Raw genomic sequence first — 22619 nt, forward strand, 5'->3', positions numbered from 1 at the left:
ATGTCGGCCATGACCCCGCAGGAAATTGTCTACGAACTCGATAAACACATTGTCGGTCAGGGCAAGGCAAAGAAAGCCGTCGCCATCGCACTGCGCAACCGCTGGCGGCGGGGGCAGGTGGCCGAACCTTTGCGCCAGGAAATCACACCGAAAAATATCCTGATGATCGGCCCGACCGGCGTCGGCAAGACCGAGATCGCGCGTCGCCTGGCGCGACTGGCCAACGCACCCTTCATCAAGGTCGAGGCGAGCAAATTCACCGAGGTGGGCTACGTTGGGCGCGACGTCGAAACGATCGTTCGCGATCTGGTCGAGATCGCCGTCAAGAGCGGTCGTGAGCAAGCCATGAAAGGGGTGCGAACGCGCGCCGAGGATGCGGCCGAAGATCGCATCCTCGACGCTCTGTTGCCGCCGGCGCGCGGAAATTTCTTCAACGACGCGCAGTCGACCGAAGACAATGCGACACGACAGAAATTCCGCAAGCGACTGCGCGAGGGCGAACTCGACGACAAGGAGATCGAGGTAGACATCGCGGCGCCGTCGATGCAGGCCGAGATCTTCGCGCCGCCGGGAATGGAGGAACTGACCGCACAGATCCAGGGCATGTTCCAGAACATCGGGGGTGGTCGCAAGAAATCGCGCAAGCTGAAGATCTCCGAAGCGCGTCGCTTGCTGATCGACGAGGAAGCGGCGAAACAGGTCAACGACGAGGAAGTCAAGCTGGAGGCCGTCAGGAACGTCGAGCAGAACGGTATCGTGTTTCTCGATGAGATCGACAAGATTGCCTCGCGCAGTGACACGCATGGCGTCGATGTCTCGCGTCAGGGCGTGCAGCGCGACCTGTTACCACTTGTCGAAGGCACCACCGTGTCGACCAAGTACGGGATGATTCGTACCGACCACGTACTTTTCATCGCCAGCGGCGCGTTTCACCTCGCCAAACCTTCGGACCTGATTCCCGAATTGCAGGGGCGCTTTCCGATTCGCGTCGAGCTCGACTCGCTGTCGGTGGCCGACTTCGAGTGCATTCTGACGCAAACCGACGCCTGCCTGACCAAACAGTACCAAGCCTTACTGGCGACGGAAGGAGTGACGCTCGATTTTTCCGCCGACGGAGTCAAGCGCCTGGCGGAAATCGCCTGGTCGGTCAACGAGCGGACCGAGAACATCGGCGCGCGCCGCCTGTACACCGTCATGGAACGGCTACTCGAAGACGTGTCGTTTTCGGCCGGCAAAGGCTCGGGCGGGACAGTGGCCATCGATGCCACCTACGTCGACGGCCGCCTGGCAGAACTGGCACAGAACGAGGATCTTTCGCGCTACGTCCTGTAGCCGCCGCCGGCCGCTACGGCACCTTCGTCGCTCCTATTTGACGACCAGAACCGGCAGGTCGGTGAGGTGGACGACGCGGTTGGTGACCGAACCGAGCAATACCCCGGCGACCGAACCGAGGCCGCGCGCTCCCATGACGATCTGCGTGCAGTGCTGCCGGCTGGCGAAATCGACGATCGTCTGGGCGGTCTCGCCGACCACAATGTGCGCCGAGCAGGACAGCCCGGCGGCCTCCAGTTTGGCGCGCGCACTGGCCAGAGCGACCTCTCCCGCGTCACGGTGGTAATCATGGACGACTGTGCTGTCCACGAAGCGGGTGACGTCGGAAGGTAAGGGCGCCTGTACGTTCAGCAGAATGATTACCGGCGCAACCGCATCCCTGGCCGCTTCGCGAACGACGTACTCGACGGCGCGCAGCGCATGCGGCGAACCATCGACCGGAACCAACCACAGAGCACTCATTGCGCATCTCCTGTCTGGCGAGTCTGGGCAGCCGTCGTGGCCAGTTCGGCCTTGCGCTGTGCCGCGTACTGCCGGTTGGCCAGCCACTTGCCGACGACGACGACGAGCAGCGCGCCGGTGGCCGAGGCCAGCGTGCTGGCGTGGGGAATGAGATCTCGCCAGGTCGCGGGCAGCGCCGGGTCGGTGACCAGCATACCGCCACCGATCCAGCCGAGGAGCGCACCACCGGCCGTGATCACGACCGGGAAGCGGTCCATCAGCGCAAGCACCAGTTTGCTGCCCCAGACGACTATCGGAATCGAGACGGTAATGCCGAAAACGACGAGAACGATCGAACCATGTGCCGCGCCGGCCACCGCGATGACGTTGTCGATGCTCATCACGGCGTCGGCGACAATGATCGTCTTGATCGCTCCGATGAGCGTGCTGCTGCCCTGAACGGCGCCGTGCGCGTCCTCGTGTTCGGGGAGTACCAGCTTGATACCGATCCAGAACAACAGTAACCCGCCGACGATCTTCAAGTAAGAAATCGCCAGCAGTTGCAGCGCGAAATAGATCAAGGCGATCCGCAGGCCGATGGCGCCGAAAACGCCCCAAAAAATTCCCTTGTTGCGCTGCGCTTGGGGCAACTTCCGGCAGGCAAGCGCAATGACCACGGCGTTGTCGCCACCGAGCAGGATGTCGATGGCGATGATCTGGAGTACGGACACCCAGAAAACCGGCGAAGCGAGATCGTGCATTTATCTTCCTCATCCTTCCGTCAGTTTGGCGGCTTTCCTTCACGCAGGTCGGAAGCGGATAAGCGACTCTGGCAAAAGGCGACTGGACATAAAGAGTCGCGCATTGTCTCACACTTGGCCGATGAACAAACTCGGAGAGCCTTGCCCAACAGGACAAGGCCTGGTTCATACGCCGTCGTCTGATATCAACCCGCTTTCAAGCTGGCGCCTGAGTAGAAGAGACGACAATCGTCGCCTGTCGACAGACGGAGCGACGACCGGCGCGTTTGCTGTCGACAGGCCATTGTTTCGCCACTGGCGAGCCACTGCTAGAATGCACCGACTGTTTTCTCGGTGTTGTGCCATGCCCAGCCTGTCAAACCCATCCGAAATTGCGCGTGAAGCCTTGCGCCTGTTGGCGGTAAGGCGGATGTCCCCATCCCCCGAGAACTACCGGGCGCTCTACCACGAGATCGCCGGCATCGCTGACGTTTCTGGCGAGCCCTTTCCGGAGCGCGAATTGAACGCGCTCCTTGCCTCGCTGCCACGTGAGACGCCGGTTCAGCAAAAACTGGCCAAACGATTTGGACTGGCACTCAAAGGCGGGAGCTGGGAGAAAATCCAGCAGGGCATCGGCGAACTCGTAAGGGAGATCGGCAAGGAATACGAACTACCGTGGAGCGAGTTGTTGGCCGACTTCCTGCGCCAGTGGGAAGGCAAGCAAGCGGGCCTTACCGTCGCTCGCAAGCGGGAGTCGCTGGAACGTGTTCTGGCCGGTGGTTCGACGAACCGCGAGCTGTTTTTCGGACGCTTGCAGGGCTTGGTCAGATCGTGGGCGAGCAATGCTCCGGTAGCCGACGAGATGCCTCTCGTCGCCGCCGAGACGGCAGCCGCACAGACGGCGGCACCGCCAGCCGACGCCAGCGACACACCGGCAATTACGGATGGTGTCAGCGAGCTGTCGACCGAGTTGCGTGATCTGTTCGCGTACACACTCGAAGTCGTCGTCGCCACCCAACTCGACGACGAGCCGGACTTGGCGGCCAACGCGCGGGATCTGGCGCACAAGGTACGCACCGCGACCTCGCGCGCGGCGATCGACGGATTGCTGGCAGGCGTCAAACGCTTCACCTTCCGCTTGGAAATTCTGGCCGAAGACCGCGCCGAACTGCGTGCCGGCCTGCTCAAGCTGCTGCAGTTGCTGATCGAGAACGTTGGCGAGCTGGTCGTCGAGGACCACTGGCTGAAAGGGCAGATCGACATCGTGCGTGATATCGTCGCGCAACCTTTGAGCATTCGCTCTATCGGCGACGCCGAAAGCCGACTCAAGGAAGTCATTTTCAAGCAGAGCCAGCTCAAGCAAAGCCTCAACGAGGCCAAGGAAGCGCTCAAGCAGATGCTGGCCGGCTTTGTCGATCATCTGGCCGAATTCGCCGACACGACATCGGACTATCACGACAAGATCGAGGTCTGCGCCGCCCGGATCAGCAAGGCCGAAGACATCTCCGAACTCCAGGGTGTTCTTGCGGAAGTGGTGCGCGAGACACGCATCATTCAGTTGAATGCTCAACGCTCCCGTGACGAGCTCCGTGCGGCCAGGCTGCGCGTCGAAGAAGCCGAGCAGCGGATCAGCGAACTACAGGCGGAACTCGACAAGGCCAGCACGCTGGTGCGCCACGACCAGCTCACCGGTACGCTCAACCGCCGTGGTCTCGAAGAAGCCTTTGGCAAGGAAGCGGCCCGCTCCCAGCGCCGCCAGTCCAGCCTCTGCGTCGCTTTGCTGGACATCGACAACTTCAAGAAGCTTAACGATTCTCTCGGCCACGACGCGGGCGATGCGGCGCTGATTCATCTCGCGACGGTGATTCGGGAAACCATGCGGCCGCACGATACGATCGCACGCTTCGGTGGCGAGGAATTCATCATCCTGCTGCCCGATACGTCGATCGACGACGCGCAGACGGCCGTCGTCCGCCTGCAGCGCGAGCTGACGCGTCGCTTTTTTCTGCACAACAACAACCGGCAACTGATCACCTTCAGCGCTGGCGTAACCGATTTCCGTTCGGACGATACGCAGGCCTCGGTCACCAAGCGCGCCGACGAAGCCATGTATGCCGCCAAGCAGGCCGGAAAGAATCGCGTGTTGATCGGCTAAAGCGAGGCCCTGGCGAGCGTCGCGCGGAACGCTGGCGAGTACCCGGAGGCCGCTCTCGCTTCACCTCTCGTCGCCGGCCTGATCGCGTCGGCCGGCCAGTGACCTGAGCACTTCGCCGGCCGCCAGCAACCCGAAAACCGCAGTGACGCAGACCGACGAACCGAAGCCGGCACAGTTCAGACCGCCCGGGCGACGCGCCGGCTCGCACGCGGTGGCGCGCTCCGGATAGCGTAAGGGCTCGCCGGAAAAGACGGCGGGAATTCCGAACGTCTTCTTCGCTTCGCGGGTGAAATGGTAGTCCTTCCGCAGCAGCGATCGTACCCTGGCCAGCAGGGGGTCCTGGATGGTCAGCGCGAGGTCGGCAATCCGAATCCGTGTCGGGTCGGCCTGCCCGCCCGCGCCACCGGCGGTGATGAGCGGGACCGCGTGACGCTTCGACCAGGCGATCATCGCCGCCTTGGCGCGTACTTGATCGATGGCGTCGATGACGTAGTCGAAACGGCCATCGAGAATCGTCTCGACGTTCTCCGGGGCCACGAAATCCTCGACTTCGGTGATCACGCAATCCGGGTTGATCGCCTTGATGCGCTGCGCCATCGCGCTGACCTTGGCCAGGCCGAAGGCGCCGTCGAGCGCGTGAACCTGGCGGTTGACGTTGGATTCGGCAACCATGTCCAGATCGATCAGTGTGATTCCACCGACGGCCGAACGTGCCAGCGCCTCTGCCGCCCACGATCCGACACCGCCGATGCCGACCACCGCGACTCGAGCGCTGGTGAAACGTTGCCAGGCGGCCGGTCCGTAAAGGCGGGCGATGCCGCCGAAACGCCGGGCCGGATCGGCCGTCGCTTCGCTCATCGTGGCGTGACGCAGTGGCAGAAGACGCCGCCGCAAGGCGCATCGCGCGGAATTCCGCGGAAGTCCACGCCTGCCGAACGCCGGGCGCCCGAGTTTGGCGGTGCCGCCTGGAGTTCCGTCGGGAGGAGCTTACGGCAACGCATTTCGGCCAGCTCGACAGTCGTCAACCGGCCGCTCATCGGCACCGACAATCGCCGACGCGGCAAACATCTACCATCCATCACGTCTCCCCGCTGGCTCGTGTACTGCGAGTTTAGCGGAAACCCGCAGCAGTCGTCGGCCAACTGTGGCCAACAGCGGGCACCCGGAGAAGACGATTCGGCAACGCTCAGTATTTCACGCGGGCGAAGTAGGTCTTCTCCGAAGCCTCCAGGGCCTGCCTCAGCGTGGTGATTCCCGTTTGGGCGAGCAGCGGCAGCATCTTCAGGAAAACTTCGGCGGTCGCGCAGGCGTCGCCTCGCGCGCTGTGTCGACCTTCGATCGCGACCCCGAGCCGCTCGGCGATGTCGTCCAGTTGGTGGGACTCCTGATTGGAGTGCAGTACCCCTGACAGGAGCAGCGTATCGAGGACCGGCTGCGTGAACACCACGCCGGTTCGCTCTTCCTTGAGTTGCAAAAAGCGCATGTCGAAGGCGGCGTTGTGCGCCACGAGCACCGTTTCGCTACAGAAGTCGTGAAAAGCGGGGAGAACGATGTCAATCGTCGGCTGGCCGCGCAGCATGTCGGCGGTGATGCCGTGGATGCGGACGCCCGCCGGGCGCAGGAAACGTTCGGGATCGACCAGTTGATCGAAGCTTTCGTTGCGCAGCAGGCGGCCGTTGACGATGCGTACCGCGCCGATCTGGATGATCTCGTCGCCGGCGGCGGGCTCAAGCCCGGTGGTTTCGGTATCGAAGACCGTATAAGCCAGATCCGACAGCGGGCGATCGAGGTCGATGCTCTGGTCCCGAAAATGAAACAAGTCGAAGTCGTAATACTCGGGACGTACACCGCTGTCGTCGATCGCTTCTCCGGCGATCTGATGATCCGGCGAAGCGACCGGGAGAACAAAGCGGAAAAAGGCACGATGCGCGGCCTTCTCCCGCTCGTACCAGATTTCGCCTCCGTGACGATCAACCACGTCGCGCAGCGACAATGGCGACACCTCCCTGCCCAATTGCATGGTCTCGGTTTCCCAGGTGTAGGAGGCTTCCGACGACATCGCGTGACCAGCCCAGATGAGATCCAGGTAGGCCAGTTTTCCGAAAGGTAGAAGCCGGAAGCGAAGCTCCTTGATCTGATAGTGCTCGATCAGGCGGGAGGTGAGAAAACAGATCGAGAAGACCAGCGAAAAGCTCTCCGCCCGCAGCCACAGAGTTTCGTCGATCTCCTCGTTCTTGGTCGGCAGACCCAACTGCTGCTCGATGCGGCGTCGCGCAGCGGCCAGAATGTCGGCTCCCAGCACGTCCTCGAGTGGCCAGCGAGTCTTCAGCGAATCGGCAAACTCACTCATGGTGCGATCGAGCCGCTGACTCATACGCACGACCTCGTCGCTGATGATGCCGACGAAGCGCTCGCGAATCTCCGGCCCCATGTCGGGATAGTCGGTCAGGTTGCCAACGGCGACGCGGATGTTCGCCAGGCTGCCCCGGCTGCCATCGGTCAGCGATTGCAGAACCTGGTCGCGGCGCGACTCCTGCTCGAGGCTGCGTGTGATGTTCTCTACGGTGAGCACATAACCGGTCATTGCGCTGTGTCCCGCATCATCGCTGGTCGCCAGCACGGGAACCAGTTGAACGCGCAGCAGTTGTCCGCCGCGCGCCGTCGTGATGAAGTTGGCGATCGCTGTCGCGGCGCTTCTGCCCAGCCGCTGGCGAACCACTTCCAGCGCGTGGTCGATCTGATTGCGTTCGAGAATCGAAAAGATCGAGCGGCCGAGACCAATCAGGGCGCCGCTCGCGAGCGCCGTGCCCCCTTGCGCCAAGGCTCTGAACTGCAAGCGCGCACGGCTGTTGTAGAGCAGGATGCGGCCGTCCAGGTTGCACACCACAACCGCTTGCGCCAGCTCGGACATCAGGGCGGCGAGCCGGTTCTTTTCCTCCTCCACCGAGGCCTTGGCGGCGATAATCTGAGCGTTTACGTCGTCCATCAGGCCATCCCGCTGCTCCGCCAGCGCGTTGGCCGCCTGCGCCAGCAGGCGGACTTCTGGCGGCCCTTCCGGCGTCACCCTGAAATCGCGGTTGGCCGACAGCATCAGGCGCAGATTCTCGACCATCCTGAGCAGGCCGTGAACGTATTGGCCAAACAAATGGCGCATCACCAGAAGGCCCAGAACGAAACCGAAAGCGGTCATCATTACGCCGAGCGACAGGTGCGGTGCGATCAACTCGGCAAGCCGCGCCTGTTCGTCAGGCTGTGCGCCTGCCCAGATCAGGCCAGCCGTGATGACGAAAGGTCCGGTCATCAGCAGGCCGAGAATGATCACGGCAGCAATGAAACGAGCGCGCGCGTTCATCGCAGAGAGCCGCTCAACAACCGCAAGGTTTGTGGCATTCATCGCGTTCCTTTCCGTGCACCGCCCATTTTACCGGCTTAACGCCTGTCGCTCGCGTCGGCGGTCGCGGCCGAGCCGCGCGGCAACCCGGCGGCGGTCTAAAATAGGCGCTTTCCTGAGACAGCGACCGACGATCATGATCCGTACCCGTTTTGCCCCTTCCCCGACCGGCTTCCTGCACATCGGCGGCGCGCGTACGGCTCTATTTTCCTGGGCGTACGCCCGCCGCCACGGCGGCCGCTTCATCCTGCGCGTCGAGGACACCGATCTCGCCCGTTCGACGCCAGAAGCCGTACAGGCGATTCTCGACGGCATGCATTGGCTCGGCCTCGACTACGACGAGGGCCCGTTCTATCAGACTCAACGGATGGATCGCTACCGCGCCGTGATCGCGGAAATGCTCGCTACCGGCAGTGCCTATCACTGCTACATGGCGCCGGAGGAACTCGAGCGCCTGCGCGATACCCAGCGCGCGCGAGGCGAGAAGCCGCGCTACAACGGCTTCTGGCGTCCGGAACCCGGCAAGACGTTGCCGACACCGCCGATCGGGGTTCAGCCGGTGGTCCGTTTCAGGAACCCGGACAAAGGAACGGTTGCTTGGGACGACCTCGTCAAAGGCCGCATCGAAATCGCCAATAGCGAACTCGACGATCTGGTCATCGCACGCGCCGACGGTACGCCGACCTATAATTTCTGTGTCGTCGTCGATGATCGGGACATGGGTATCACGCACGTCATCCGCGGCGACGATCACGTCAACAATACCCCACGCCAGATCAACATCCTGCGCGCGCTTGCCGCGCCGGTACCGCTTTACGCACACTTGTCGATGATCCTCGGGGACGATGGGCAGAAACTGTCCAAGCGGCACGGAGCGGTCAGCGTCATGCAATACGAAGAGGACGGTTACCTGCCGGAAGCCGTGCTCAACTATCTCGCGCGCTTAGGCTGGTCGCACGGTGACGACGAAGTATTCTCGATGCAGCAGTTCTGCGAATGGTTCGACCTCGACCATATCACGCCGTCGGCGGCACAGTTCAACAGTGAAAAGCTGAACTGGCTGAACGCTCATTACCTTAGGCGTACCGATCCGGACCGGCTGGCCAGCCTGGTACGCCAGCGCCTCGAGGCACGCGGGGTGACACTGGGGAACGCGCCGTCGCTCGAAGGCATCGTCGGACTCTACCGGGAACGCGTCGTCAGTCTCAACGGCTTGGCCGACGCGGCCGAGTTGTTCTACGTCGAGCCGCACCCCAGGGCCGAGTTGCTGGCCAAACATCTGACGCCGGAAGTGTTGCCGCCATTGTCCGACTTCCTTGCCCGCTTGCCCGACGTCGCTTGGGAAGCCAAGGCGATAGCCGCTCTGATCAAGGAATCCGCCGCCCGGTACGGGCTGAAGATGGCGAAACTAGCGATGCCGATCCGCGTGCTGCTGACCGGCCAGGAACAGACGCCTTCGGTCGATGCTTTGGTCGTGTCATTCACACGTCAAACGGTGCTCGCGCGGCTGGCGGCACGCTGCAGCGCAGAGCTTCCGGCGGCCGAGCAGCCGTGAGGCGCGTTTTGGTTCCTGCTCGCCAGCCGATCTGGCGCCCGCCGCAGCTGAACTTGCTGCGACAGCGCTTTACAGCGCCGAGCAGCTTCCTTATAATCGCGCCTTCTTTCGGGACGGGGGTATAGCTCAGCTGGGAGAGCGCTTGCATGGCATGCAAGAGGTCCGCGGTTCGATCCCGCGTACCTCCACCAGAACACCGAAAGAAGGTCCGGGTCCCCATCGTCTAGAGGCCTAGGACACTACCCTTTCACGGTAGGTACCGGGGTTCGAATCCCCGTGGGGACGCCACTCTATCCCCGGCGCTGAGCCGGTAGGATATCCGGAATGTCGACGCGTCAAGGTCGATTTCCACCTTCTCGAGCAGGCCGCGGACGAAATCCTTCAGCCGATCGCGATCGATGGTCTCTACGTCCTCGGCCAGCGCGCGAAGGATTCTCGTTACCTGCGCCTCGGTCAGCCCGCGCACTTTTTCTGCCTCTGCCTCGATCTGTGAGCGGCGCGTGACTTCTTCTTCCAGGGCGACGCGCCTTACCTCGTGAGTCTCGATGAGGCTGTGATTCATCCGACCCGTCGGGTCGGAGAAGATCCTGAGCCTGGCAAGCTTGGCCGACATCCACGCGAGATCGGCATCGGCGTCGTTCGCTTCGAATCCGACCAGAACCAGTAAGCCAGACCCGATGACAGCGGTGATCAAGCCGTCAACTTCGACTCGCGCCGAGGCGACGCGCTGCACCACAACCCGCATGGTATCGAGTGTGCTAGCCGCTCGCGCCAGCGAGGCTCGCCGGCACCCGGTTTGCCCGCCGATCCCACGCCGAGCATCGACAGTTCTGCCCGGCAACGGCCCTAGAAGGGCATACACAAGACCCGCCCGCGCCGTGATCCTTGCTCGATACCTCGCTGGCCTGCTTCACTTCAAGTCGCGGCGGCGGTCGTCCGGATACGGCAGCCAGTGAACGTTGTTGGTCAAGGGCTCCGGCTGCAGTGTCACGTGCGTGATTCGCCGCTCGGCGAGCGCGTGTCGACTGGCAGCAAGCACCGCCGGCCAAGCTTGCAGCGAGTCGACGACGAGATGAGCTGAGAGCGCCACCCGGTTCGACGACAGGGTCCAGATATGCAGATCGTGCACCGAAGCGACGCCTGGAATGCTCGCCAGCAGTCGACCGACCTGCTCGCTCGACAGGCTGATCGGGACACCCTCCATCAGCGCCTGCAGAACCTCACGCAGAAGGCGCAAGCTGGAAGCCAGCATCAGTACGCAGATGAGGAGCGAAAGCAGGGGGTCTACCGTCATCCAACCGGTCCACATGACCACCGCGCCGGAGACGAGTGCCGCCACCGAACCGAGGAGGTCGCCCAGAACGTGAAGCAGGGCGCCGCGTGTATTCATCGATTGCTCGCCGTGCATCAGCAACCAGGCGACACCGATGTTGAGGAGCAGCCCAAGAGCGGCGACTAAGGTGACCGCCTCGCCATTGACCGTTGCCGGCTCGAAAATGCGAAGCACCGCGGCGACCGAAATGCCGACCACGACTACCACCATGAACAAGACGTTGGCCAGGGCGGCCAGCGTTTCGACACGGCCATAGCCATAAGTGTGACGCTCTGTCGGCGGGCGCCGCGCAAGCCAGGCAGCGAACGCGGCGAGGGCGAGAGAAGCGCTGTCGGTCACCATGTGCCCGGCATCTCCGAGGAGTGCCAGCGAGCCCGACAAGATACCCGTGGCCGCCTCGACGGCGGCAAAACCGAGCGTCAGCAACAACGCCCAGACGAGGCGAGGCCCCGAATCCGCAGGGTGATGGTGGGCGTGGCCGCCATGCGGCCCATGCTCGTGGCGGGGGTGGTCGCCGTGATCGTGATCAGCGTTCATCGTCCTGAAATTTTAACCCAGATCGCGACGCCCTCGCTTCAAGTGGCCTCGACAACGAACGGTTCGCTTGCGGAGAGCCGGACGCTCCGTCCGTTGCCAACAAGCCCCGCTTACGCCTTGACCGAACAAGCTTCTTGAATCTATAGTCCGCCCCATGCTTACTAATGAACTCGACGCGCTCGAGAGTCGGATCGCGCAAGTCGTTTCGCTCTGCCACACTCTGCGCACCGAGAATGACGCACTGCGAGCGCAACTCGCGACCGCCGAGGCCGACCGGGCGCGCCTCGCCGAACGCATGGCCGCCGCTTCCGCCCGACTCGAAGAACTTGCCCAGCAACTGCCCGAAGCCAGGGCCTGAAGACGCTCACCCGATGCCCAATGAAGCCCGTTTTCTCGACATCACCTTGCTTGGCAAGGGATACCGTGTCGCTTGCCCGCCTGAGGAACGAGCCGCGCTGCTCGACGCGGCAGCCTACGTAGATGGCAAGATGCGCGACATTGCCGAGAAGACTAAGAGCAATCTCAACGAGCGGATTGCCGTCATGGCAGCCCTGAACATCGCCCACGAGCACCTCCACCAGCATCAGGAAATTCCCGCACCGCATCAGAAAATTGAATCTGAAATAGCCCTGGACATCGACGGCGTTCGGCGTAGAATTTCTTCCATGGAGGCAGAGTTGGAGGCGGCCTTGGGGCCGCAGCCGGGCAGTGAGGACGGTGAATCATAGTAGCAAGCTTGTCCTTTCCCTGTCTCCGAGAGAGTTCCCTGCGGTGTTTGTTAAGGTCATAGATTCCTTGGACCAATGCTAATTGGCATCGGTCGCCGACCATCGAAACTGCTGTTGTGTGTGCCCCTAATGTCGGGTATACCTGATGCGGAAGGAGAGTGACCCAACTGAATCGAGGTTCAGGATGCCGGCCTGACGGCACTCGCGGGGACAAGATGCAAGAAATGGCGCGGAACTTCGGTTCCGCGTTTTTTTTTTGCCTGGATGGACCCGCAACTGGCCATCCGAAACAGCGGCGCTCGTCGCAACGGCCGCTTAGTCGAGCCGACAACGTCTTTACGCTGCCTGCGCTTTGCCGCCAGGGGCGCTTGCCGAGAATCCCCGTAGCGCATTGGTTTTGGCTTGATTTGTATCAAGAAAAAGCACCTCCAAGAGGCATAGAGTAAGCGTCTGATAGAGGCCCGCCATGGTTGCAGCGGATGGTCGCGGCACGCTGGTCGATTGGCCTTTGCGCAGGAGCATCTCGGTTCATGAATCTGTCCAGCGTATTGGTCAATGCGCGGCCCGCGGCGCTGCCGCAGGTTCTCGCGGCCCTCGCATGCTTCGGCGGCGTCGAAGTTCACGCCACAACCGAGGATGGCCGGATGATCGTGACCATCGAGGCCGACTCGGCTCAAGCCGTGGCGGACATCTTCGCTCAGATCAACCAGCAGCCGGGCGTCCTCTCGGCGTCCATGGTGTACCACCAGTTCGAACCCGATCCTGATGAGGAAGCATGAGATGAAATTGGCCTTGACACGTCGTGACTTTATCAAGAGCAACGCGCTTGCCGCGGCGGCCAGTGTCGCCGGCATCAGTCTCCCCGTTCTCGCCCAGACCGTCCCGGGCAAGGGCGACGGCGTGCGCTGGGACAAGGGCGCCTGCCGCTACTGCGGCACGGGCTGCGGGGTGCTGGTCGGCACCAAGGATGGTCGCATCGTAGCCACGCAGGGAGACCCCGACGCGCCGGTCAATCGGGGCCTCAACTGTATCAAGGGCTACTTCCTGTCGAAGATTCAGTATGGCAAAGATCGCCTGACAACGCCTCTGCTGCGCATGAAGGACGGTCGCTTCGACAAGAACGGCGAGTTCGCACCGATCTCTTGGGAGCAGGCTTTCGACATCATGGCCGACAAGTGCAAGGCGGCGCTCAAGAAGGGGGGGCCGCGCAACGTCGCCATGTTCGGATCGGGTCAATGGACGATCTGGGAAGGCTACGCGGCCGCCAAACTGATGAAGGCCGGGCTGCTGACCAACAACCTCGACCCGAATGCCCGTCACTGCATGGCTTCTGCCGTCGCTGGATTCATGCGGACTTTCGGCATCGATGAGCCGATGGGGTGCTACGACGACATCGAACACGCCGACGCTTTCGTGTTGTGGGGGTCGAACATGGCCGAAATGCATCCCATCCTGTGGTCGCGAATCACCGACCGTCGCCTGACCGGCAAGAACGTCAAGATCCATGTTCTCTCGACCTTCAGCCACCGGTCGACCGAACTCGCCGACAGCGAGTTGATCTTCAAGCCACAGAGCGATCTGGCGATCCTCAACTACCTTTGCAACTACATCATCCAGAACAACGCAGTGAATCAGGAGTTCGTTGCCCGTAACGTCAGCTTCAAGAAGGGAGTCACCGACATCGGCTACGGCCTGCGGGCCGATCATCCGCTGGAAAAAGTGGCGATGAACAACGGCTATCCTGGCGAAGACGGCAAGACAAAGGGCAATCCGGCGGCCGCGAGCGCGATGACTTTCGACGAGTTCAAGGCGTTCGTTGCGGAATACACGCTCGACAAGGCGCACGAAATTTCCGGCGTGCCGAAAGACCGGCTCGAAGCGCTGGCCAAGGCCTACGCCGACCCGAAGATCAAGGTCACGTCGTTCTGGACCATGGGCTTCAACCAGCACACGCGCGGTACGTGGGTCAATAACATGATCTACAACGTGCATCTTCTGGTCGGCAAGATATCGGAACCCGGCAACAGCCCGTTTTCGTTGACCGGCCAGCCCTCGGCCTGCGGCACGGCGCGCGAAGTCGGCACCTTCGCGCACCGCCTGCCGGCCGACATGCTGGTGACCAATCCCAAGCACCGTGAAGTGACCGAGAAGTTGTGGAAACTGCCCGCCGGCACACTGCCCGATTGGATCGGTGCGCACGCGGTGGCGCAAAGCCGCCTGCTCAAGGACGGCAAAATCAATTTCTACTGGACGACGACGACCAACAACATGCAAGCCGGACCGAACGTCAATGGCGAGATCTTCCCCGGCTGGCGTAACCCCGACAATTTCATCGTGGTTTCCGACGCCTATCCGACGGTTTCGGCGATGTCGGCGGACCTGATCCTGCCGTCGGCGATGTGGATGGAGAAAGAAGGCGCTTTCGGCAATGCCGAGCGACGCACCCAGTTCTGGCGCCAACAGGTCCGGGCGCCGGGACAGGCGAAATCCGACCTCTGGCAGTACGTCGAGTTTTCGAAGCGTTTCAAGACCGACGAGGTGTGGCCGGCGGCCCTGCTTGACAAGAATCCGGAGTACAAAGGCAAGACCTTGTACGACGTGCTCTACGCCAATGGCCAGGTCAACAAGTTCCCGCTCAGCCAGACCTACAAGGGTTTCGACAATGACGAGTCGAAGGCGGTCGGCTTCTATCTGCAAAAGGGCCTGTTCGAGGAGTACGCCGCTTTCGGTCGAGGCCATGCCCACGATCTGGCGGATTTCGACACCTATCACAAGGCACGCGGCTTGCGCTGGCCGGTCGTCGACGGCAAGGAAACCTTGTGGCGCTTTCGCGAGGGCTACGATCCCTACGTCAAGAAAGGGGAAGGAGTCAGGTTCTATGGTCATCCCGACGGCAAGGCGGTGGTCTTTGCCCTGCCCTACCAGCCGGCCGCCGAAATGCCCGACAAGGAGTATGACCTCTGGTTGTGCACCGGGCGCGTTCTCGAGCACTGGCATACCGGCTCGATGACACGACGAGTCCCAGAACTGTACAAGGCGATGCCCGATTCGTGGATCTACATACACCCCGAAGACGCCAAGAAACGTGGAGTGCAGCGCGGTGATGTGGTCAAGGTCATCAGCCGGCGTGGGGAGATCCAACTGCGCGCCGAAACACGCGGCCGCAACAAGCCGCCGGTCGGCTTGGTTTTCGTTCCCTTCTTCGACGAACACCGCCTGGTCAACAAACTGACGCTTGACGCCACCTGCCCGATCTCCAAAGAGACCGACTTCAAGAAGTGTTCCTGCAAGGTGGTAAAGGCCTGACGAGTCAGGGAAAGCGGTCAGTCTAGGGCCGTACCTACCCGAGGGGCGGTCAAGCGGCCGCCCGGACTGAACAATCCCGTGCCGACCACTTCACGATGCCCAGCGAGAACAGCAAAGCCAGCCAAGCACCTGCCCGCGCCGCGAGGGCACCGGCACGCCGGCAGTTTTTCGTGGATTCGGCACGCTTGATTTGTGGTGTCAGTATCGTCGGACTTGGGCTGGCGGCGTACGCCAAGCAGTCGAAGGCTCGACCGCCAATGGCGATCCGTCCGCCGGGCGCGCGTCGCGAAGACGAATTTCTTGGCGCCTGCATTCGCTGCGGCATGTGTGTGCGCGATTGTCCGTATCAGATCCTCGCACTGGCCAGACCCGAGTCGCTGGTGGCCACTGGCACACCCTACTTCACGGCGCGTGGGGGACCTTGCGAAATGTGCGAGGATCTCCCTTGCGTCCGGGCTTGCCCGACCGGTGCGCTCGACCACGGCCTGACCGACATCAACGACGCCAGGATGGGCTTGGCGGTACTTTCCGACCAGGAAACCTGCCTTAACTTTCTCGGCCTTCGTTGCGACGTCTGCTACCGGGTCTGCCCGGCAATCGACCAGGCCATCACGCTTGAACTGCGGCCCAACACGCGCACCGGGCGCCATACCATGTTCATCCCGACTGTGCACTCCGAACACTGCACCGGTTGTGGCAAATGCGAGAGTGCCTGTGTCACGGACGAGGCTTCGATCCGCGTACTCCCGGCGAAGCTCGTGAGGGGCTCGCTGGGCGAACACTACCGTCTCGGTTGGGAGGAGAAGGCGAGAGCCGGCGGCCATTCGTTGGTCGAGGACAGGGGGCTGGTCGATCTGCCCGACCGCTTGCCGGAAGGCATGAAACTAGAGGGCCATTTCGATCCGGGCGGCGACAAGCAGCCGGCAGCCGCAGCCGGTCCGGCCATGCCGAGTCTGCCACCGGGCTTGGGTGGGCCGTCCATGTCAGGCAACAGCCTGTCGTTACCGCCGGATCGATCGATCCGTCGCCTACCTGGCGAGGCCGCACGATGAGTCTCCGCCAACGCGCGGGCGCCGACGCCGTTGCCACCAAGGGCTGGTTGGCGGCGCACAAGTGGTTGCTGGCCAGACGCTGCAGCCAACTCAGCATTCTCGCGCTCTTTCTGCTGGGTCCGCTGGCTTCCGTCTGGGTTGTCAAGGGTAACCTCGCCTACAGTCTGACACTCGACACTCTACCCCTGACCGACCCGTACGTGCTGCTGCAGTCGCTTCTCGCCGGGCATTTACCCGAAGCGCAGGGTTTGTTGGGCGCGCTGGTCGTCTTCGTTTTCTATCTACTCGTCGGCGGTCGTGTCTATTGCGCGTGGGTCTGTCCGGTCAACCCGATCACCGACCTCGCCGGCTGGCTGCGGGAACGGCTCGCCATCCGGGGCAGTGCCCACATCTCGCGCGCCAGTCGTTACGGGGTGTTGGCCATGACACTGCTGCTGGCAGGTCTGACTGGGACGATCGCCTGGGAACTGGTCAACCCGGTCTCCATGTTGCAGCGCGGACTCCTCTTCGGTTTCGGCGCCGCGTGGACCGTCGTGCTGGCCGTCTTTGTTTTCGACCTGGTAGTCATGAGCCGTGGCTGGTGCGGCCATCTCTGCCCGGTTGGCGCCTTCTACAGCCTGCTCGGTCGCTGGAGCCCGCTACGTATCACCGCTTCCGGGCGCGCCGCTTGCAACGATTGCCTGGACTGCTTCGCGATCTGTCCGGAACCGCAGGTCATTCGCCCGGCCTTGAAGGGAGCGATCGAGGGTATCGGCCCGGTCATTCTGGCGGCCAACTGCACCAACTGTGGGCGCTGCATCGATATCTGTTCGAAAGACGTTTTCACTTTCGGGCTGCGCTTCGACAATCCACCGGAAAACGGTGCGCAGGCCGATCCGCGAGCTTCGCCACACGCCCACGGAAATCCCCGAGAACCATTGCAATGACCTTTGACGCGGAGGGAGCGCCAATCATGAGAATTTCACTGAGAGTTAGCGTCGCCGTCGTGGCGGCCTTTCTGACGTCGCTGGCCATGGCTGCCGATGGGACCAGTTCGATGCGCGGCAGCGATGTCGCGGCGCCGGACCAAGCGCCCGAAGTCAAGTCCTACGCCGGCCGACGCCCCGGCACCGAGGCGCCGGTAGCACGCACCTTCAGCACCCAGCCGCCGATCATCCCACATGCCGTGGAAAACTTCGACGAGATCAACCTCGAGGGCAATCAGTGCATGGATTGCCACTCGGCGGCCACCTATCAAAAGAAAAAAGCGCCACAAGTGGGCGTCAGTCACTTCGTCGATCGCGACGGCAAGAAGCATGCCGAGGTCGCCGGCGGCCGCTACAACTGTGTTCAGTGTCACGTGCCGCAGATCGACGCGCCGCCGCTGGTGGACAATACCTTCAAGGGTGACGCGGTCAAGAAGCCGGTCAGAAAGAACTGAAGCGGGTGGTCTTGTCGGCAACGCCGAGCGGCCAGCCGCCGCATCCGCACCGCCGGGTTCTGGCATCGCTTGGCGATGCGCCGGCCGGCCGTATTTCTGACGCGCAAAAACGTCCCCTCGGTCGGCGGCAGCTGGCGCTCGGCGATTGTTCCGCCGCCGCCGGGATATTGCCTGGGACGACATGAGGACCCGGCCAGCAATGCCCATCGGCAGCGTCGAGCGCGATACGGGTCTCCGTAAAGACACTCTGCGCGTCTGGGAACGTCGCTACGGCTTCCCCCGACCCGATCGGGACGACCATGGCGAGCGAATCTATCCTGCCGAACAGGTCGAGCGACTGCGCCTGGTGAAGCAGCTGATCGATCGCGGCCACCGCCCCGGGCGGCTGTTTGCCGCCAGCGAGCAAGAGCTTGCCGCCCTGTGCCGCTCCGCCTCGGCCGGCGTGACGGGCGAACCGCATCCTGGAGAAAGTCTGATCCGGCGCACGATCGATCTGGTGAAAGCCAACGACATCGGAGCGCTGCGCCAGACACTCAACCACGCCATGATGCGACAGGGCTTGCAAAGCTTCGTCATCGACCTCGTCGTGCCACTCAACCAGGCAGTTGGCGAAGCATGGATGAACGGCGAATTTGCCGTCTTCGAGGAGCATCTCTATACGGAGCAGTTGACCTCACTCTTGCGCCAAGCCATCGGCAACCTGCCGCCGGGGGGCGGCAGGCCGCGCATCCTGCTGACTACCGTGCCGGACGAGCAACATGCGCTGGGACTTTTGACGGCCGAGGTCGTGCTGGCCCTTGAGGGCGCCGACTGCATTTCCCTGGGCACCCAAACGCCGCTGTTCGACATACAGATGGCGGCCAGGGCCTATCAGGCGGACATCGTCGCACTGTCGTTTTCGGCGGCTTTTCCCGCGCGACGGGTGGGGCCGCTGATCAAGCGGCTCCGCCAGTTCCTGCCCGCCACGGTCGAATTGTGGGCCGGTGGGGCGGGTGCCCAGCGTGCCACCCAAGCCACCGGAGCCATCCTGCTGGCCAGTTTGCCGGCCGCACTCGCCGCGTTGGCTACCTGGCGAGGCAGGCGTCCAGCCGACCACTGACGAGTGACCGGATTTCAATAGAAGGTCTTGCCGCTCGCCACCAGTTCGCAAAGCCGTGGTGCCGGCGCCCAGAAATCGGCGCCAAAGTGGTCGGCATACTGGCGGATGGTGTCGAGCACCTTGGCCAGTCCGATTTGATCGGCGTAATACAGGGGTCCGCCGCGCCAGGCGGGAAAGCCATAGCCGTGCAACCACACCATGTCGACGTCTATCGGCCGGGCGGCAACACCTTCGGCCAGGATTTTCGCCCCTTCGTTGATCATCGAGTAAACGCAGCGCTCGACAATCTCCTGCTCGCTGATGACGCGACGCGCAATACCACGAGCGCGCGAATGGGCCGTGATCAACTCTTCGATCGCCGGATCCGGAAGTGGGGCGCGACTACCCGGCGCATAGCGGTACCATCCGGCTCCCGTCTTCTGTCCCAATCGTCCCAGTTCGCAGACTTGATCGAGCAGATCGCAATCCCGCACGCCGGCTTTCCGCAGATGGGCGCGCGACTTGCGATTGCGCCAGCCGATGTCGAGACCCGCCAGGTCCGAGACGGCGAAGGGTCCCATCGGAAAACCGAAGTTGACCAGTGCGGCGTCGACCTGCTGCGGCAGCGCCCCCTCTTCCAGCAAGAACCAAGCCTCTCGCGTGCGCTGCGCGAGCATGCGATTGCCGACGAAACCATCACAACCACCGACCAGGACGGCGACCTTGCCGAGCGTCTTGCCGAGTTTCATGACCGTCGCGATGACGTCGTCGGCCGTCTTGCCGGTGCGCACGTTCTCGAGCAAGCGCATGACGTTCGCCGGACTGAAGAAGTGCATTCCGACCACATCTTCGGGTCGGCGCGTGAATTCGGCGATTTCGGCCACGTCGAGATACGACGTGTTGCTGGCCAGAATGGCGCCCTTCTTGGCGATGGCGTCGAGTTTTTCGAACACTTGCCGCTTGACTTCGCGGTCTTCGAAAACCGCCTCGACGACCAGGTCAGCGTTGGCGAGATCCGGCCATTGCAAGGTCGGGCGAATGCGGCTCAGGCGACTCCGCATTTCGTCCGCCGCCAAGCCGCCGCGCGCGACGCTGCTTTCATAGTTCTTGCGGATGGTCGCCACGCCGCGCTCGAGAGCCTGCGCGTCGGCTTCGAACAGGTTGACGTCGAAGCCCGCGTTGGCAAAACACATGGCAATGCCACCCCCCATCGTCCCGGCGCCGAGCACGGCCACCTGGTGGATCGGGCGTGTCGGCGTGCCCGGCGCCAAACCGGGAACTCTGGCCACTTCGCGCTCGCCAAGAAAAGCGTTGCGCAAGGCCGCCGCTTGCGGTGAGGCGCGACGCTCGAGAAACAGCTCGCGCTCGCGCCGCAGACCCGGCCCCAGAGGCATCGTGGCCGCCGCCCGCAGCGCTTCGATGACGGCCAGCGGAGCTTCCAGATGGCGCTGCTGCGTACTCGCCTGACGCAGGGCTTCGTCGAAAACCGCCGGGTCGGTGCTGGCCACCGGCAGTAAACCCGTTCGCCGGAGTACGGAGCCCGGCCCGGCGAGGCGAATCGCCGCGTCTACAGCGGCCGCCGTGAGTCCGGTCGGCACGATTTCATCGATGGCGCCCATCGACAGCGCCTGCTCGGCCGTGATGGACTCACCAGTCCGGATCAGCCGGAGGGCTTCCGGCAAGCCGATCAGGCGCGGCAGTCGCTGGGTTCCGCCGGCACCGGGGATGACCCCGAGTCGGACTTCGGGCAAGCCCACTTTGGTGGCCGGCAGGGCTATTCTGTAATGACTGGCCAGCGCAATCTCGAACCCCCCACCCAGGGCGGTGCCGTGCAGCGCGCTCACCACCGGTTTGCTGGCATTCTCGATCGCCAGGGTCAGCTCGGGTAGATGCGGTTCCTGCGGCGGCCGCTCGAATTCGCTGACATCGGCGCCGGCGATGAAGGTACGGCCGGCGCAGACGATGAGCGTCGCGACAACTTCGTCATCGTCTTCGGCGCGCGCCAAGGCGGCAAGCAATCCCGCCCGCACTTCCCGGCTGAGGGCGTTGACCGGTGGGTTATCGACGGTGAGCAACGCGACTGGCCCCTCCCGACTGTATTTCACAACGGCTGATGACATGTCTGAGACTCCGTTGGGGCGCGCGGACGCCCCGTGACTTCATGAAAAGAAGACGGGCGCTTGTCTTGCCAGGCAAGCGCCCGCCGTAATCGGTTCCCTGGCGCGCTGGCGGCGACACCGCGATGTCGATGCCCCGCTCTTTCGGCGCCGTCCCCGAGGGACTCGATCCTCCCTCGGGAAAGCCCTACCGGCGCGCCGACGGCGAAATAAGCGACACGACTACAGGGCTTCGAAAATTCCCGCGGCGCCCATGCCGTGCCCGATGCACATCGTCACCATACCGTAGCGCATCTTCTCGCGGCGCAGGGCATGCACCAGCGTCGCCGTCTTGATCGCGCCGGTCGCGCCGAGCGGATGGCCGAGGGCGATCGCCCCGCCCAACGGGTTGACGCGTGCCGGGTCGAGCTCGCAAGTCCGCATCACGGCCAGCGATTGCGCCGCGAAGGCCTCGTTGAGCTCGATCCATTCGAGGTCGGACTGCTGCAGACCGGCTTTCTTGAGCGCATCCGGAATGGCTTCGATCGGGCCGATACCCATCACTTCTGGCTGCACGCCGCGTACCGAATAGCTGACGAAGCGAGCCAGTGGCGTCAGGTTGAACTGCTTCAGGATCTTTTCCGACACCATCAGAACGGCACCTGCGCCATCCGACATCTGGGAGCTGTTGCCGGCCGTCACCGATCCCTTGGCGGCAAATACCGGCTTCAGCAGCGCCAGTTTCTCGGCCGTTGCGTCGGCTCGCGGCCCTTCGTCATCGACGACGACACGTTCGACGACCTTGACCGTGCCGGTCGCTGGATCGGGGACGCGCGTCTTCACGGTGAACGGCGTCGTCTCGTCCTTGAATTTTCCGGCACGGATCGCCTCGACGGCCTTCTTGTTCGAGGCTGCGGCGAAAGCGTCCTGGTCTTCCCGCGACACCTGCCAGCGCTCGGCCACCTTCTCGGCGGTGATGCCCATGCCGAAAGCGATCCCAAGGTTGTCCTGGCCGTCGAAGATGCCGGGGTTGAGAACGATCTTGTTGCCGAGCATGGTGACCATGCTCATCGTCTCCGTCCCGGCGCCGATCATCACGTCGGCGTCGCCCAGCCGGATACGGTCGGCCGCCATGGCGACCGCCTGCAGTCCGGACGAGCAGAAGCGGTTGACCTGCACACCCGGCACGCTGCGCGGCAGGCCGGCCATCATCACCGCCATACGGGCGACGTTGAGACCCTGCTCCGCTTCGGGCAGAGCACAGCCGGCGACGACGTCGTCGATCAGTGCCGGATCGAGTCCCTCGGCCTGACCGAGGACGGCCTTGATCGCGTGGACCAGCATGTCGTCCGGACGCGTCGTCTTGTAGTAACCATTGCGCCTCCCGATCGGCAGGCGCGCCGCGGCAACGATGTAGGCGTCTTGAATCTGTTTGCTCATCTTCAAACTCTCCAA

19 protein-coding genes and 2 tRNA genes are annotated in these 22619 nt (G+C 63.1%); 13 read left to right on the plus strand and 8 right to left on the minus strand.

Annotation, left to right across the window (positions count from 1 at the left end):
* Positions 1-1332, plus strand: a complete 1332-nt coding sequence (hslU, locus tag Q1M07_RS08830) for an ATP-dependent protease ATPase subunit HslU (protein ID WP_300453100.1) — start codon at positions 1-3, stop codon at positions 1330-1332.
* A gap of 33 nt (positions 1333-1365) precedes the next feature.
* Here hslU and Q1M07_RS08835 read toward each other — a convergent pair whose 3' ends face one another.
* Both Q1M07_RS08835 and Q1M07_RS08840 read right to left on the minus strand, forming a co-directional pair.
* Positions 1366-1794 carry a universal stress protein gene (locus Q1M07_RS08835; RefSeq protein ID WP_300453102.1) on the minus strand — a complete coding sequence of 143 codons (429 nt, stop codon included), beginning with the start codon at positions 1792-1794 and terminating at the stop codon, positions 1366-1368.
* Positions 1791-2534, minus strand: a complete 744-nt coding sequence (locus Q1M07_RS08840; RefSeq protein ID WP_300453104.1) for a TerC family protein — start codon at positions 2532-2534, stop codon at positions 1791-1793. Before Q1M07_RS08840 ends, Q1M07_RS08835 begins: the two co-directional genes overlap by 4 nt.
* A 343-nt stretch (positions 2535-2877) precedes the next feature.
* Here Q1M07_RS08840 and Q1M07_RS08845 point away from each other — a divergent pair, with 343 nt between their 5' ends.
* The gene (locus Q1M07_RS08845) at positions 2878-4668 is read left to right on the plus strand and encodes a diguanylate cyclase (protein WP_300453106.1); all 1791 of its coding nucleotides are present in this window, start codon (positions 2878-2880) and stop codon (positions 4666-4668) included.
* A 60-nt stretch (positions 4669-4728) separates the two neighbouring features.
* Here Q1M07_RS08845 and tcdA read toward each other — a convergent pair whose 3' ends face one another.
* Together tcdA and Q1M07_RS08855 are read right to left on the minus strand one after the other, a co-directional pair.
* Positions 4729-5526: a tRNA cyclic N6-threonylcarbamoyladenosine(37) synthase TcdA gene (gene tcdA / locus Q1M07_RS08850; protein WP_300453108.1), complete on the minus strand. Its 798-nt coding sequence runs from the start codon at positions 5524-5526 to the stop codon at positions 4729-4731.
* A gap of 328 nt (positions 5527-5854) precedes the next feature.
* The gene (locus Q1M07_RS08855) at positions 5855-8020 is read right to left on the minus strand and encodes an exonuclease domain-containing protein (protein ID WP_300453110.1); all 2166 of its coding nucleotides are present in this window, start codon (positions 8018-8020) and stop codon (positions 5855-5857) included.
* 175 nt (positions 8021-8195) lie between these two features.
* On the opposite strand from Q1M07_RS08855, the gene gltX reads away from it, so the two are divergent.
* From gltX to Q1M07_RS08870, 3 genes are all read left to right on the plus strand, one after another.
* Positions 8196-9614: a glutamate--tRNA ligase gene (gene gltX, locus Q1M07_RS08860; protein ID WP_300453112.1), complete on the plus strand. Its 1419-nt coding sequence runs from the start codon at positions 8196-8198 to the stop codon at positions 9612-9614.
* Positions 9615-9729: 115 nt separating this feature from the next.
* A tRNA-Ala gene (locus Q1M07_RS08865) sits at positions 9730-9805 on the plus strand.
* Between the two features lie 21 nt (positions 9806-9826).
* Positions 9827-9902: transfer RNA gene (locus Q1M07_RS08870), tRNA-Glu, on the plus strand.
* Here Q1M07_RS08870 and Q1M07_RS08875 read toward each other — a convergent pair.
* Complete coding sequence (locus tag Q1M07_RS08875; RefSeq protein ID WP_300453175.1) at positions 9862-10359, minus strand: D-aminoacyl-tRNA deacylase; 498 nt, start codon at positions 10357-10359, stop codon at positions 9862-9864. The two genes, Q1M07_RS08870 and Q1M07_RS08875, sit on opposite strands and share 41 nt — an antisense overlap.
* A 165-nt stretch (positions 10360-10524) precedes the next feature.
* Positions 10525-11484 carry a cation diffusion facilitator family transporter gene (locus Q1M07_RS08880; RefSeq protein ID WP_300453114.1) on the minus strand — a complete coding sequence of 320 codons (960 nt, stop codon included), beginning with the start codon at positions 11482-11484 and terminating at the stop codon, positions 10525-10527.
* A 154-nt stretch (positions 11485-11638) separates the two neighbouring features.
* On the opposite strand from Q1M07_RS08880, the gene Q1M07_RS08885 reads away from it, so the two are divergent.
* The 8 genes from Q1M07_RS08885 to Q1M07_RS08920 all read left to right on the plus strand — a co-directional run bounded on the left by Q1M07_RS08885 (position 11639) and on the right by Q1M07_RS08920 (position 19089).
* Positions 11639-11842 (plus strand): hypothetical protein, encoded by a 204-nt coding sequence (locus tag Q1M07_RS08885; protein ID WP_300453116.1) that lies wholly within the window; start codon positions 11639-11641, stop codon positions 11840-11842.
* A 13-nt stretch (positions 11843-11855) separates the two neighbouring features.
* Positions 11856-12212 carry a cell division protein ZapA gene (locus Q1M07_RS08890; RefSeq protein WP_300453118.1) on the plus strand — a complete coding sequence of 119 codons (357 nt, stop codon included), beginning with the start codon at positions 11856-11858 and terminating at the stop codon, positions 12210-12212.
* Positions 12213-12742: 530 nt separating this feature from the next.
* Positions 12743-12991, plus strand: coding sequence for a chaperone NapD (locus Q1M07_RS08895; RefSeq protein WP_300453120.1), 249 nt, complete (start codon positions 12743-12745; stop codon positions 12989-12991).
* A gap of 7 nt (positions 12992-12998) precedes the next feature.
* On the plus strand, positions 12999-15518 hold the full coding sequence (gene napA, locus Q1M07_RS08900; RefSeq protein ID WP_300453176.1) for a nitrate reductase catalytic subunit NapA: 2520 nt from the start codon (positions 12999-13001) through the stop codon (positions 15516-15518).
* Positions 15519-15613: 95 nt separating this feature from the next.
* Entirely contained in the window at positions 15614-16570 is a 957-nt protein-coding gene (napG, locus tag Q1M07_RS08905) for a ferredoxin-type protein NapG (RefSeq protein ID WP_300453122.1), read from the plus strand.
* Positions 16567-17496, plus strand: coding sequence for a quinol dehydrogenase ferredoxin subunit NapH (napH, locus tag Q1M07_RS08910; protein WP_300453124.1), 930 nt, complete (start codon positions 16567-16569; stop codon positions 17494-17496). The genes napG and napH overlap by 4 nt, the downstream gene beginning before the upstream one ends.
* Positions 17497-17522: 26 nt before the next feature.
* Positions 17523-17990, plus strand: a complete 468-nt coding sequence (locus tag Q1M07_RS08915) for a nitrate reductase cytochrome c-type subunit (RefSeq protein ID WP_300453126.1) — start codon at positions 17523-17525, stop codon at positions 17988-17990.
* A 199-nt stretch (positions 17991-18189) separates the two neighbouring features.
* Entirely contained in the window at positions 18190-19089 is a 900-nt protein-coding gene (locus tag Q1M07_RS08920) for a MerR family transcriptional regulator (protein ID WP_300453128.1), read from the plus strand.
* Positions 19090-19103: 14 nt separating this feature from the next.
* Here Q1M07_RS08920 and Q1M07_RS08925 read toward each other — a convergent pair whose 3' ends face one another.
* Both Q1M07_RS08925 and Q1M07_RS08930 read right to left on the minus strand, forming a co-directional pair.
* Positions 19104-21188, minus strand: coding sequence for a 3-hydroxyacyl-CoA dehydrogenase NAD-binding domain-containing protein (locus tag Q1M07_RS08925; protein WP_300453130.1), 2085 nt, complete (start codon positions 21186-21188; stop codon positions 19104-19106).
* Between the two features lie 219 nt (positions 21189-21407).
* On the minus strand, positions 21408-22604 hold the full coding sequence (locus tag Q1M07_RS08930) for an acetyl-CoA C-acyltransferase (RefSeq protein WP_300453132.1): 1197 nt from the start codon (positions 22602-22604) through the stop codon (positions 21408-21410).
* Positions 22605-22619 lie beyond the last annotated feature (15 nt).

The sequence above is a fragment of the Accumulibacter sp. genome (assembly GCF_029255285.1).
Classification (GTDB): Bacteria; Pseudomonadota; Gammaproteobacteria; order Burkholderiales; family Rhodocyclaceae; genus Accumulibacter.

What these genes read in the sequence shown, in the direction of transcription:
- hslU (WP_300453100.1), top strand. Translation starts at nt 1, where the DNA reads ATGTCGGCCATGACCCCGCAGGAAATTGTCTACGAACTCGATAAACAC.
- Q1M07_RS08835 (WP_300453102.1), bottom strand. Translation starts at nt 1,794, where the DNA reads ATGAGTGCTCTGTGGTTGGTTCCGGTCGATGGTTCGCCGCATGCGCTG.
- Q1M07_RS08840 (WP_300453104.1), bottom strand. Translation starts at nt 2,534, where the DNA reads ATGCACGATCTCGCTTCGCCGGTTTTCTGGGTGTCCGTACTCCAGATC.
- Q1M07_RS08845 (WP_300453106.1), top strand. Translation starts at nt 2,878, where the DNA reads ATGCCCAGCCTGTCAAACCCATCCGAAATTGCGCGTGAAGCCTTGCGC.
- tcdA (WP_300453108.1), bottom strand. Translation starts at nt 5,526, where the DNA reads ATGAGCGAAGCGACGGCCGATCCGGCCCGGCGTTTCGGCGGCATCGCC.
- Q1M07_RS08855 (WP_300453110.1), bottom strand. Translation starts at nt 8,020, where the DNA reads ATGAACGCGCGCGCTCGTTTCATTGCTGCCGTGATCATTCTCGGCCTG.
- gltX (WP_300453112.1), top strand. Translation starts at nt 8,196, where the DNA reads ATGATCCGTACCCGTTTTGCCCCTTCCCCGACCGGCTTCCTGCACATC.
- Q1M07_RS08875 (WP_300453175.1), bottom strand. Translation starts at nt 10,359, where the DNA reads ATGCGGGTTGTGGTGCAGCGCGTCGCCTCGGCGCGAGTCGAAGTTGAC.
- Q1M07_RS08880 (WP_300453114.1), bottom strand. Translation starts at nt 11,484, where the DNA reads ATGAACGCTGATCACGATCACGGCGACCACCCCCGCCACGAGCATGGG.
- Q1M07_RS08885 (WP_300453116.1), top strand. Translation starts at nt 11,639, where the DNA reads ATGCTTACTAATGAACTCGACGCGCTCGAGAGTCGGATCGCGCAAGTC.
- Q1M07_RS08890 (WP_300453118.1), top strand. Translation starts at nt 11,856, where the DNA reads ATGCCCAATGAAGCCCGTTTTCTCGACATCACCTTGCTTGGCAAGGGA.
- Q1M07_RS08895 (WP_300453120.1), top strand. Translation starts at nt 12,743, where the DNA reads ATGAATCTGTCCAGCGTATTGGTCAATGCGCGGCCCGCGGCGCTGCCG.
- napG (WP_300453122.1), top strand. Translation starts at nt 15,614, where the DNA reads ATGCCCAGCGAGAACAGCAAAGCCAGCCAAGCACCTGCCCGCGCCGCG.
- napH (WP_300453124.1), top strand. Translation starts at nt 16,567, where the DNA reads ATGAGTCTCCGCCAACGCGCGGGCGCCGACGCCGTTGCCACCAAGGGC.
- Q1M07_RS08915 (WP_300453126.1), top strand. Translation starts at nt 17,523, where the DNA reads ATGAGAATTTCACTGAGAGTTAGCGTCGCCGTCGTGGCGGCCTTTCTG.
- Q1M07_RS08920 (WP_300453128.1), top strand. Translation starts at nt 18,190, where the DNA reads ATGCCCATCGGCAGCGTCGAGCGCGATACGGGTCTCCGTAAAGACACT.
- Q1M07_RS08925 (WP_300453130.1), bottom strand. Translation starts at nt 21,188, where the DNA reads ATGTCATCAGCCGTTGTGAAATACAGTCGGGAGGGGCCAGTCGCGTTG.
- Q1M07_RS08930 (WP_300453132.1), bottom strand. Translation starts at nt 22,604, where the DNA reads ATGAGCAAACAGATTCAAGACGCCTACATCGTTGCCGCGGCGCGCCTG.